Source organism: Nostoc sp. DSM 114167, from assembly GCF_052692655.1.
In genome coordinates this window covers 3339334-3351797 of the sequence record NZ_CP195116.1, presented here as the reverse complement: position 1 = coordinate 3351797, position 12464 = coordinate 3339334, and the positions used below count along the sequence as shown (strand labels likewise).

Sequence of the window (12464 nt, the reverse complement as noted above, 5' to 3'; positions counted from 1 at the left end):
ATTCAAGTCAGGGTAATTACTGAGAAATGGAAAAGGGAAATATTAAAGAAGAAACTTTTACCCACAATCCTAAGAAGTCCATTTTTACTAACTCAAGCAAGACGAGACTCGCAAGTTTTGCTTAGAAATTCTCGAAAAAATTGCGATCGCTTGTAAGCTAAAACACCTAACGAACTAGATAGAGCGCAGACTTACACACGCTCTCAAAGTTAATTTAGGCTTGGCATACTTTTTAAACACCCTCAAAGCTAGTCGAGAATATTTTAATTAACCTGAGTACAACAAATCTCTCCTTACCTTGAACTAAATTTTTGAACTAAATTTAAAGTGTGTAACATCTAAGTAAATGCGGTAGTATATGGTTAGTGTTGGGTTATTTAGATGTTCTATATTTCAAAGTAGATATGCACGCAGAATTTACCGGAACGAGGGTATAAAAATCTCCTTTTTTGTCAGTAGTTAACTATTGACTTGAATTTACACCCTGATTAGTGTGTACAGTGCCATTTGACTTAGATAGTTTGAGAATAAATCAGTGCTACTGAAAAGCTTTTTCATAGAGTGAATCTTTGATGAATATTACTGTTCCTAATTTTTAAGTTATACGTCAACTTCGGTGAGTATTTTGTGCCCGAAAACAGCATTAAATTCAAAGTTGAGAACTGAAATTACTGAAAAAATAGAATCAGGTAGGCAAAAGTTATGGCAAACATCATTGGAACCAGCGGCTACGACTTACTACAGGGTGGTACTGGGAATGATACTCTCATTGGTGGTACTGGGAATGATTTTTTAACTGGTGGCGGTGGCAAGGATAAATTTGTTTACGACTTGGGCGACGGCACTGATACAATTACTGATTTTGGTGGCATAGGTAAAGGAACTAACCCGACAGCAGCAGTTATTGCTGAAGTGGATACCATCAAATTTCAAGGTGCAGGATTAACTGCTCAAAATTTACTGCTGATTCAGAATGGCAACGATCTAGAAATCACCTTTGAGGGGAATACTGATACCGTAGTTATTCTACAAAATTTCAAACTAGAAAATTTAGAGAATCTGAAAGCTTCTGGAGGCAAACCAGCAATTGGTAATATCCTGTTTGACGGGCAAAATAGCATCACCGACAGCTTTAATGTCCTCGATTCCAACTCTACTGATACTAGCCTGGGCATCAAGAACACAGTAACTTTCCTCAATGACCTCAACAATAACATTACGGGGTTAGAGGATTCCAATGATGTAGTTAATGGTCAAGGCGGTAATGACAACATCGATGGCTTGAGTGGAAACGATTTGCTCAGAGGTGGGGCGGGTGATGATACCCTCATTGGTGGTGCGGGAAATGATACCCTCATCGGTGGTACGGGGAATGACTCCCTTGTTGGCAATAATCTGCTTTCTGGGGGCTATGGCAATGACTATCTCTCGATCTCGGGCTATGAGAGCTTTAGCTACCCAGACTACGAATACAACTCTCGCTCGTCTGGTAAGAACACTCTCAACGGTGGCGTAGGTGACGATAACTTGAATGCTAGCGGTTCAACAGGCAATAATTTGCTCTCTGGGGACGATGGCAATGATAATCTCTCCATCTCTGGCTACTACGAAGGAGGCAACTACCAAGACTATGACTCTCGCTCGTCTGGTAAGAACACCCTCAACGGTGGTGCAGGTAAGGATACCTTGAGTGCTGGCGGTTCAACAGGTGATAATTTGCTCTCTGGGGGTGATGGCAATGATTATCTCTCCATCTCTGGCTACTTCAAATACACTCCTAGCGACCCGTATTCACCCCGCGATGTCTCCATTACATACGACTCTCGCTCGTCTGGAAAAAACACTCTTAACGGTGGCACTGGGGACGATAACTTGGATGCTAGTAATTCAAAAGGTGATAACTTACTCGATGGTGGCGCTGGCAATGATTATATCTCCGCTTCTAGCGCCTTTGGTAAGAACACAATCTATGGTGGCAGTGGGAATGATATCCTTATAGGTGGTTTTGGTAATGACATCCTTTATGGAGGAACTGGTACTGATACCTTTGTTTTCAATAGTTACAGTAAAGGTGTTGACAGTATTAACGACTTCAACGCGACTAATGAACTGATTCAGGTATCGGCTGCTGGCTTTGGCGGTGGGTTATCACCAGGTTCGCTTAAGACAAGTCAGTTTACCCTCGGAACATCTGTGACGACAAGCAATCAACGATTTATCTATAACAGTGCTACAGGTGGACTGTTCTTTGACCTTGATGGCAGTGCGTCTGGGTTTACTCAGGTAAAATTTGCACAACTATCTACTGGATTGTCAGTCAGCGAAAACAATTTTGTGGTTGTTTAATCGAAATTAGAGACTTCTAAATAAAAAATATCCCAAAACTGATGCAAAGATTCTCTCTGTGTTCTCTGCGCCTGGAATAGGTAGCCTGTGGCCTACGAACGCGAACAGTGTGTCGCAGACAGACGCTTTGCGTAGCAAGATCCCCGTAGGGGTATGCGTCTACGTTTATTGGGATAATTTATTTTTTGGAAATCCCTTAGCACTCTTTAATCACCAAGCAGTACGGTTTGCGAGATGCTATTTTCAAACGAAGATTTTTACGGGCTGTAAACGATTGCTCGTTGTCATATTGCTTTACATCTAGATAGACAGCTTGACCGAAAGGTTCTACAATCTGACTGATTGTGGTAAATTTACCTATTGCCCAATCCATATAAGCATAGTAAAGATTTTCTAGTGATTCCGTTTGATTGCAGAAGCACTAAATTAATATAGGAAAGTCTTTGAGTAAAGGGCAGCAGACAAATGGATGTAAAGCTGATTCTAGCTGGATTAACAGTTATATTTACACTTTCGTGCTTATTTTTTGGCACGAAGAATGGATTCTATGATTCAGATAATTATCATGGCAATGGCTCCGCACATTAAGATAAATCTGTAGACGCTCGATCGACTTCCCGGAGGGTGAGTTGGCTAAGAGCGCTCAAAACTTGTAAAGGGAAAACAAACAAGAGGCAAACTCCTTGAGCTACTAGTTTGATGGCTTCTGGTTAGCCCACCTTTCCGAATCAGTCCGGGTTCGGTGCAGGCGTCCTCCCCAATCAAAAATCTGTATTCTCAGGGTGTAGGGGCGCACGATAAAACTTACCCCTAAGTCACAAAACCAAAATTTGTGTAACTTTTGGCTTTTGGGATATGTCCATGATGATGAGGTTTGAGGGGAGGAGAGCATGAGGGATAATCTATCGGCATCCTCTCGCGTAGATGCTGCGGAACTAGGTAGTGAATTAGAATGTTTCCCCTATAGTGTCCAGCATGACAATGAGGGCGTGTGTTTGTTGGTGAAAATGGGCCCACACCGCATCCTATTGGACTGTGGTTTTGAGGATATTTCATCGCTGGCTAAGGGGCTGACTAAATCGGGACGTGGAACTAGTTCGCCCCTACCAGCAGATTTAGTTTTGATTAGTCATGCCCACCCAGATCATGCTAAAGGCTTACTGGCGCTGCATACAGCTTTTCCCAAGTTACCGATTTATGGTAGTGAGGTAACTAGCAAGTTACTACCGCTGAATTGGGTAGATGAAGACCCTGAGAAAATTTCCCAATTTTGTCATGCCTTGCCATTGCGATCGCCTGTGGAATTTCAAGATGGTTTGGTGGCAGAATTATTTCCCGCAGGGCATTTACCAGGAGCAGTGGCAATTCTCCTTACCTATACCACCCAGCAGCGTACTTACAAGCTACTGTATACAGGGGACTTTTTCTTATCAAACTCCCGACTAGTAGAAGGTTTGCGTTTAGAGGAACTGCGGGGTTTAGATTTGGATGTGCTAATCATTGAAGGTAGTTATGGCACATCCCGTCATCCTCACCGCCGCAACCAAGAAAATCAACTAGCCGAGCGAATTAATCGAGCGATCGCTGACCATTGTTCTGTAATCCTTCCCACCCCAGCTTTAGGATTAGGTCAAGAATTATTAATGCTCTTGCGATCGCATCACCACTTCACCGGACGAGATTTAGATATTTGGGTAGATGGTGCTGTCGCCACTGGATGCGATGCATATCTGGAACTGCTACCCCATCTCCCCCCATCAGTGCAGAACTTCGCCCGTCATCAACCCTTATTTTGGGATGAACGGGTACGTCCCCGCGTGCGTCGTCTACAACCAGAACATCGCCCCAATGTCGGTAAGTCACCTTGTATTGTCCTCACCGACTCGACATCTGATTTAGGCGAACACTGCCAATTAGACACCGGGCCTTGGCTGATTCTCCTACCGGAAAAAATTGATATAAAAGTTAACAAAGAATATTTAGCACCCACCACTGTTGAAACTTATCTCTTAGCTCAACATAGCGATGGCCCTGGTACTACGCAGCTAATTCATAATTTGCGACCCCAGCACGTCATTTTTGTTCATGGTTCCCCTGGCTATTTGGCAGACCTGACTAGCTTAGAGGAGTTGCAAAACCGCTACCACGTACATTCTCCGGCGGCTGATACTTTAGTAGAACTACCCATCGGCGACACATTTTTACAACCGGCAGCACCAGAGACTAACTATGAAGGCGAACTCACAGAGTTAGGAACAGTAATCACAATCACCTTACCGAATGTGATTACTGCCGATCAGCGTTGGCGGCAATTTGCCGATACTGGTTTAATCGAAGCTCGTTGGCAAGGGGAAGAATTAGTATTAAGGGGATTGTCTCAACGAGAACTGCTCAACCAAAACAGCGATCGCTATACCTGGACAGATGTAGACTGTTGTGGTACTTGCCGACATCAAAGGGGGCAGCGGTGTTGGAATCCAGCTTCCCCGTTGTATAACTTTAAAGTAACTCTCGAAGGTTACTGTCCTGCTTTTGAAGGCTTATCTAGTCCTGAGTCCTGAGTTCTGAGTGCTGAGTTAGGATTTATTACTCAGCACTCGATACTCAGCACTCAGCGCTGAATTATTCTGGATTCGAGTCAGTGTAACGGTTGTGAATGCGCTCTGCTTCGGGACAATCTTCAGTCATCAGAGGTTCTACATTACCGCGCGGTACTGAAGCCAATTTTTGCGTTACAGCACCAATGCTCTCGAGACGAACCATTTCTTCCCAAGAACAAACTTCGTCCTCTTCTTCTGTTTCATAGCGTAGGGTCACTAAATCTCCCTCTATGTCTATGATGCGGGCGCGTTCAATCCAGCGTTGCTGGTCCCGCAAGAAAACACATACCTCGCGCCCATCGCAACACAGTTGATAAATCTTGCGGTGTAGCATGTACTGTTTCTGCCTTTTTAAACAACGTAGTTAAACCTGTCAAAATCTGGGTTCTACCCCATTACATTACACCTTTAAGAGGTTAATTTCACTGTTTAGAACAAGTGCGCTTCATAACCCAATCCCAAGATTTGCTTCTATTTGTCAAAATATCAGGATAATGTTGGGTCATAAATCAATGGTTGCTCTAACAATGAACTCAATCTCCCTCCAGCTTATTTTAGGGAATGTCTGCTTCTATAGAAGTCAAACAGTTCGGTACCTGTCCTAACCAGGTTCATATTTGCTGCTGAGTCATTCTTACCATTATGTAATAAAGAATACTCCAAAACAATCGTTGATTGCGGTTGTTTAATTTGCCTACTTTTAATCATTGGCATTACTGGGAAGTCCGGGGACTTGGCTTTACTTTTACCCACTTGTATCTGATCTTAACTCATTCTCTTGCTGACCTTGATACTTTTCAACAACAACACCCAAATAGTTTTGAGTTTTTCAGTCAAAAACCTGAAAAAAGGCAACAGCGTCAGGGAAGAGTAGAGGAAAACACCATGAGAAAATTCTACTCCAGAAGTCTTAGGAGGATTTATGTGGTAAAGGAAATTCTATAAGCACGTTCGACGAGGATGCTTCTCGTTTAATTTTTCCGGCGCGAACTGCATCGTATAGGGCTGCAAGCTCTGGCAAATCCTCTGACTGATAGCATTTAGTGGCTAGCACCTGCTGGAGTAAACCCTCAGATTCAACACTAAGATATCCAGTTTGGAAAGCAGATGCAATAATTGTGCGAATCATCTTGATTAGGGCAGAGTGAGCAAATTATTAGGTCTAGTGTGGAACATTTTCCTTTCTTGCTAATTGATATGAAACATTAATACTGTGTGATTAGTATTACGTCAACCAGTGATTTACATCACAATATGAGTTTTTGATACTTTAATATTACACAGATAAAAGGGCAAAAAAATTTTCAGCATCAATGTTGAAAAGCTGATACTTAACAAAATTAAAATACAACAATTTTTTCGAGAAGCATCTACAAAATCCAATTAAACATCAGCAATCAAGCAAAAAACTGGCGGAAATCTTCATCTTTTTGACTTAATTGTACCCAGTCTAAGTTTAAAGACTGGAATTTTTGCATTAAGCGATCGCAAGCCGGACGTTCGGTAGCGTAATGTCCAGCATCGATTAAAATAAGATTGCAATCGCGGCTTTCTTGAAACTGATGGAATTTACAGTCAGAAGTTAGATAAGCTTGGGCACCTGTTTTGGCGACGGCTGAAATGTAACTAGCCCCCGAACCACCCAAAACAGCAACTCGTGAAATTGTTTGCTGTAAATCAGCAGTTGGGGAAAAAATCAAATTAGGGGGAGAAAGTCGGGTTTGAATGGTGGTGAGTAATTCCTGTAATGTCAGAAATGGTTCTAGCAAACCAACACGACCATATCCTAATCCTGGTTGTGTAACTTCGATGGGGGTAACTTCTTTGAGTTCTAAAATCTGAGCTAACACGTCAGCAGTCCCATCTTGCACTTGGTCAAAATTCGTGTGGGCAGTGTAAATACCAATATTATGGGTAAAGGCTAACCGTACCATTTCAGCGATCGCTTCACCAGTACGTAAAGATTTGAGAGGATTAAAAATCAAAGGGTGATGGGCAAATATCAGATTAGCATTTTTTGCGATCGCTTCCTGCATTACCGCCAAAGTCGGTGTCAAACAGACCAAAACCCGTGCTTTTTCCTGCAAAACTCCTGGTTCAATTTGCCAGCCACAATTATCCCAACTTTCACACCAAGCAGGATTCGCCCATGCTTCAAACCAAGTAATTAAATCAGCAATTTTCATAATTATCTTCTTCAGTAATTTTTAATTACTAATCAGCGTTTCTGTGGTTGAATATTTAATTTTAATGCTAATTGCTGGCGCATTTCTTGGAAAGGTTTGTTCCATACAGGGCTAGCATTCCAGTTCCATACTGTTACTGGAATAAGTTGTTCTTCAGCAAGATAAGTTAATAGACGGTATTCATCTTCTGGTTCGCGAGAAAAAGTGAAGGGGTTGCGGTAGCCCGTTTCACACAGTTTATAAGATACAACCTGACCATGATTAATACGTTGTAAAAGTTCCTTACCTTTGATGAGTAAATAATCTAAAAATAACAGACTAAAAGGCTCTATATGTGCGCGTTTTTCTGGCTCTTTTTGTACCCATCTAGCCCACTCAAACCCATACATAAAATCATGAACATAACGAAAGCGGATTTCTGTTTTATTGCCGAACATCTTTGTTAGACAAACCATCTTTTCACCAAAAACTTTTAAGAATGTAATAGCGCCCTCCTCTGCATTTAAAGCCTGCCTAAGCATACTGCTTACCAGAAAATCGAAATCCCAAAAGATGTTTTCTGGAAAGTTTTGCAATTGAGTGCGGACTATGCTTTCGAGAATTTCTTGAATAGTTGTGATAATTTGAATGTCGGTATTTTGTTCCGCAATCAAATTTCCTAACTCTGCAAAGCTGGTAATTAATGTTTTTTTGGGACTCAGTGATAATAATTTAACAGACTGCTGGGTAAAGATTTCATCAATAAACTGAAAAGTATTAGTTGGTATTAGTTTTTGATTCATAGTAATAGTAATAGCCCAAGCAGGTTACATTAAGTGTTATTTTATATTAAAACAAATAAGTTATTAAACTTATATAAATAAACTTAACTTTTAAGTTTACAAACTGACATGAAATACTCAGTGTATATCTAGTTAATTATCAATAAAGGAATTTTCTCATCCCCAGAGTGTAAAAATACTTAGCATAATCTGGCTAAAGTCAAGGTTTTGGGATTATTGATTATTGACTTTGGACAAGCTGCACAAAAAAAATAGGACACTTGCGTAAGTCCTAATAAAATTTAACTACGATTTCTAAATTTAAGAAATTTGCTATGCAGAAATGTGCACAACTAGTTCTCTAGAATGACTGCGTTGACGATGTTCCCAAATATAAATTCCCTGCCAAGTTCCTAATGCTAAATGACCGCGATTAATAGGTATATGTTCAGAAGTATGGGTAAGTGCAGTACGAATGTGTGCCGGCATATCATCGGAACCTTCGGCATCATGAATGTATTTGCCTGATTCTGGCACAAGTTTTGCCATAAAGTTAGCTAAATCTACAAGTACATCAGGATCGGCATTTTCTTGGATTACTAAACTAGCTGAAGTGTGGCGCAAAAATAAAGTACAAAGGCCAGTTTCTACTCCCGATTCTGCAACTATAGCTGCAATTTTTGCGGTGATGTTTTGAAAAGATTTGCCAGTAGTAGAAATTCTGAGTAACTTTTGATAGTGAGTCATGTGGAATACTGAAATTAAGGTATTATAAGCATATTAAACAACTTGTTCTGGCGATCGCCACACGACTCAACTATTATTAAAATTGACATCTAATCAAAATATCCTGCCAATTAAGAATGTTTACTAACAACAAATAATCTGTTAATTGGCAATTTTAGTCGCGTCTACTTCTAATCTCACTACTGGTGGAACATATATAAAACCCATGCGATCTGAAGGATAAGTTTCCAAGTATGTTTTGCTTATCTCTTCAACAAAATTTTGCTGTAAAGCTTCTGGTATTCTGGCGGTAAAGGGAAACAATATTGTTCGGATAAATCCATTCAATCTTTCCTTTCCTTCAAAAATTCCTTTTGTTGTTGAAAGTAATTTAACATGATTGATTTTTAAACCAACACTTTCTAACCAATTCTTATATTCATTTGGTTCATAAAAACCCCAAGGCCAAGTAAATTGAGCAAAATACTTACTCCAGCTTGCGCTCGACATAACTTTACTCATAACAGTATCTATATGAGAATTATTTGTTTTTCCCGTAAATTGCAGTAATACTCTACCATTTGGTTTGAGACTCCTTTCAATACCTGTAAGAACCGGAATGTGGTCGATAATCCAATGAAGACAAAAAAACGAAACAATCAAATCAAATTTTTTGTTAAAGTTCAAGTTTTTTGCATCTGCAAGTTGGAAACTAAGGTTAGGAAAATCACTTGGAGAAAAGGTTTTTTGAGCAAAATCAATCATTTCTGAAGAATTGTCAATACCTATAACTGAACCATTAGGTATATAACTGGCAATATCAGCAGTGACTTTTCCATCTCCACAACCAATGTCCAAAATACTTTCATTTCCTTTTAAGTTAAGTTTCACTATTGCCTCTTGTGCCCATTTTTGTTGGTCGGAAGAATTTTTGCAATAATCCTCTGGATTCCATTTTTCCATAACGGTAGTTCTCCTTGTGAGCGATCGGCAGTAAGCGATCGCCCCCCATTCACTCTGCAAAAATAACGTATCAAAGTTAACTAGCAGTTAAGTATGCAATCAAGAGGCGAAGGCAATTTCGGCATTTACAAAATTAAGATATATTAGTAATTTCGTAATATCATCTACTATTAGGAATACGCTCTACAATCTCTAGTTTGGTAATAATTGATAACAGCTTGAGCTATAGTTTCATTACCATCCTTAGCAATTGGTTGAGATTGCCTTGGAGGTTGGGGTAACTCATAAAGAAAATTCCAAGTCCCTTGAAAAAACTCAGATGGGGTGATGATTTGATGCTGATTATAATTAGCTATGCCTTCTACTATAAAAGTTGCTTCGGCAAAGTCTTCACGCGGTATGGTGACAATTGGTACTCCTAGTATTGTGGCTTCCGAAAAAGTACTATAACCAGGTTTAGAAACGACTCGCCCACAAATAGGCATAAAATCTACAGGGCGGTATTTGTGGTCATTAATTTTCACTAAATTCGGTAAATCAGGGGCAGAGCGATCGAATACAATAAATTGCCAATCTGGAAATCGCTCTAGGTTATCATAAGGGATTTGCTGTAAACCCAAACCACCAAAGGTCAACAAAATGGTTTTTTCGACTGGTGCAGTTATTCCCCAAAGAGAACGTAAATCATCAGCAGAGTGACGGGGAGAACCGCCTGTTAAGGCGACATCTGTGATATTATTAAAAGCTGGCATTGGTTCGTGGAAAGGAAGACGAAACAGGCGATCGCACTTTGAGTACCAATCACTAATCCAATCTGCAACTGCGGTAAATTCGCCTCCCCAATCTCGGTAGATAAAGTCCCAACCAAAATTACTCATCATCCAACAGGGAATATTTGCAGCTTTGGCAAACCCAGGAGCGAGGAAGGGAATATCTGCCAAGATAAGATTAACGCGATTTTGGCGGATAAAATTCACTTCTGAGGCAATCAGCGAATTTTGATGCTTCTTAATATCTAGCAACTTTTCTAAAGTTGCTACTTTATCCATTGTCAAACTATCTGTTTGCACCACACCCAAATCAAATGCACGAGGACGATAGATAAAATCGCCTTCTATATAACACTCTAGCAACCAGCGTGGGGCAGTACTCACCACAATTAGTAAAACTTCTGGACATAACTTTTGAATTGTTGCAGCTACAGAAGCCGTGCGGGTAGCATGACCAAAGCCGTGGTTAGTTATGGTTATGTATAAGATTGGGCGTTCCATTTTTAAGTTAGGAGTTAGGAGTTAGGAGTTAAAATCATAATCTCTACACGCTAACTTACAACTCCTAACTTTTAATTAATTTTGCAAAAATTTTGAATCGCCTCAATCAATTGGTCGATTTCCGATTCTAAAGTAAAGTAATGAACGCTAGCACGTATACAGCTAGGATCGGCAATTGTCCGAGTTAATATTTTTTGTGAGTCCAAAAATTGCACCAACTTCAAATGAGCTTGAGGCTGATTATTTGCAAGTTGAAAAGAGACTATACCGCTTTCAGGTGGAGAAGTTCGCAAACATTTAATATCAGGTAACGCCGTCAATTGTCGCCAGAGGTACTCGCTATTATGACAAATTTGCTCATAACGTTCCTGTGATGTTCCCCATTGCTGATGAATTGCGATCGCTTCCTTTAAACCAAGATACAACGGATAAGCTAATGTAGACACTTCATATCGTCGCCCATCTGGAAGCCAATCCACAGGTTGAGATTGACTATCTACAACAACACCATTCAAGCCAATAAACGTAGGTTTTAGGCTTTCTCGTGCTTCTGGTCGGACATACAAGCCACCAGCACCCGCAGGGCCACATAGCCATTTGTGACCAGTGAAAGCATAAAAATCTACTCCCAATTCAGTCAAGTTTAAAGGCAATAAACCAGCAGATTGGGCAGCATCTATTAATAGTGCAGAATGATTATTTCTGCATACTTCGGCAATTTTGTCCAGAGGTAAAACTTGGCCGGTATTCCAGAAAACATGACTCAATATTACTAGGCGGGTATTGGGGCGCAAGTGCTGGGAAATAATGGTTACAGGGTCGCCCTCATTTAAAGTCGCTTTTAGGGGACAAGTGGTAACTTCTACAGAGAATCTCCGCGAGATTTCTCTTGCTGTGGCAATTACGCCTGGATGTTCGCAGTCTGAGAGCAGTAGATGATCGCCAGCCCGCCATTCAATGCCCCACATGGCGATATTACAGCCAACAGTGACATTTTGAGTGAGAGTAATTGTTTGGCTTGGTGCATTTAATTCTAAAGCGATCGCTTCTCTTGCGGCTTGAGTTTGAGGTGCTATCCAGCTAAACGCCTCATTGCCAAAGGGGCCTATTTGCTGAACATAAGCTTGAGTTTCGGCGATCGCATCCATTGCCCTTTGGGGCATGGGTCCTTGTCCTCCATAGTTAAAATAAGCCTTATTCCCTAAAGCGGGAAATTGCTCTCGATGACGATGCAGCTTGATTGGTGATGCAGAAATACTAGTCATAATTTACAAGGGATATCTGCTGTTTGCAGGCTATTGATATTCAAAAGTATTTTGACAGTTTCTCATGCCGACGTTACGGCATCCCCTCGACTGGCAATGCTGGTTCCAAGACCTCATGGATTACATCTTTGATGGTATTTCCGGCGATCGCACCCAGTCTATTATCAATAGTGAGTGATAATGACTCTCACGATATCCCTATTCATGCCTAGAATTGCCTCCAGTCTACCATTTCGAGTCAAAGGATGGAACTATTAACAGATAAGAATGAATGCCGCGATCGTAAAAACGGCTAGAATGCTTGTACTGTAAGGAGTCATTTTAACTCAGAGTATTACTTGGAGTA

11 protein-coding genes and 1 pseudogene are annotated in these 12464 nt (G+C 40.7%); 3 read left to right on the top strand and 9 right to left on the bottom strand.

The features are described from left to right. Positions 1–702: 702 nt before the first annotated feature. Positions 703–2346 (top strand): annotated as a pseudogene (locus NSTC731_RS14210) (calcium-binding protein); the annotation flags it as partial. Between the two features lie 196 nt (positions 2347–2542). Here NSTC731_RS14210 and NSTC731_RS14205 read toward each other — a convergent pair. After that, complete coding sequence (locus NSTC731_RS14205) at positions 2543–2719, bottom strand: hypothetical protein (RefSeq protein WP_445631370.1); 177 nt, start codon at positions 2717–2719, stop codon at positions 2543–2545. 517 nt (positions 2720–3236) lie between these two features. Between NSTC731_RS14205 and NSTC731_RS14200 the strand changes: the two genes are divergently transcribed. Continuing rightward, positions 3237–4907: an MBL fold metallo-hydrolase gene (locus tag NSTC731_RS14200; protein ID WP_445631369.1), complete on the top strand. Its 1671-nt coding sequence runs from the start codon at positions 3237–3239 to the stop codon at positions 4905–4907. Between the two features lie 61 nt (positions 4908–4968). Here the strand turns inward: NSTC731_RS14200 and NSTC731_RS14195 are convergent, their stop codons facing one another. The 8 genes from NSTC731_RS14195 to NSTC731_RS14160 form a co-directional block, all read right to left on the bottom strand. Next, positions 4969–5280 (bottom strand): DUF6679 family protein, encoded by a 312-nt coding sequence (locus NSTC731_RS14195; protein WP_012408115.1) that lies wholly within the window; start codon positions 5278–5280, stop codon positions 4969–4971. Positions 5281–5856: 576 nt separating this feature from the next. Next, a complete protein-coding gene (locus tag NSTC731_RS14190; RefSeq protein WP_194042969.1) occupies positions 5857–6075 on the bottom strand; it encodes a hypothetical protein in 219 nt (72 codons plus the stop codon). Positions 6076–6343: 268 nt separating this feature from the next. After that, positions 6344–7132: a Nif3-like dinuclear metal center hexameric protein gene (locus tag NSTC731_RS14185; RefSeq protein WP_445631368.1), complete on the bottom strand. Its 789-nt coding sequence runs from the start codon at positions 7130–7132 to the stop codon at positions 6344–6346. Between the two features lie 32 nt (positions 7133–7164). Further along, complete coding sequence (locus tag NSTC731_RS14180) at positions 7165–7914, bottom strand: hypothetical protein (RefSeq protein WP_445631367.1); 750 nt, start codon at positions 7912–7914, stop codon at positions 7165–7167. Between the two features lie 312 nt (positions 7915–8226). Further along, a complete protein-coding gene (locus NSTC731_RS14175) occupies positions 8227–8640 on the bottom strand; it encodes a secondary thiamine-phosphate synthase enzyme YjbQ (RefSeq protein ID WP_445631366.1) in 414 nt (137 codons plus the stop codon). A 141-nt stretch (positions 8641–8781) separates the two neighbouring features. Further along, on the bottom strand, positions 8782–9582 hold the full coding sequence (locus NSTC731_RS14170) for a class I SAM-dependent methyltransferase (protein WP_445631365.1): 801 nt from the start codon (positions 9580–9582) through the stop codon (positions 8782–8784). Between the two features lie 170 nt (positions 9583–9752). Continuing rightward, entirely contained in the window at positions 9753–10853 is a 1101-nt protein-coding gene (locus tag NSTC731_RS14165) for a glycosyl transferase (RefSeq protein WP_445631364.1), read from the bottom strand. A gap of 71 nt (positions 10854–10924) precedes the next feature. Continuing rightward, the gene (locus NSTC731_RS14160; protein ID WP_445631363.1) at positions 10925–12118 is read right to left on the bottom strand and encodes an aminotransferase class V-fold PLP-dependent enzyme; all 1194 of its coding nucleotides are present in this window, start codon (positions 12116–12118) and stop codon (positions 10925–10927) included. A 23-nt stretch (positions 12119–12141) separates the two neighbouring features. Here NSTC731_RS14160 and NSTC731_RS14155 point away from each other — a divergent pair, with 23 nt between their 5' ends. Next, complete coding sequence (locus NSTC731_RS14155) at positions 12142–12330, top strand: hypothetical protein (RefSeq protein WP_445631362.1); 189 nt, start codon at positions 12142–12144, stop codon at positions 12328–12330. The last annotated feature ends 134 nt before the right edge of the window (positions 12331–12464 follow it).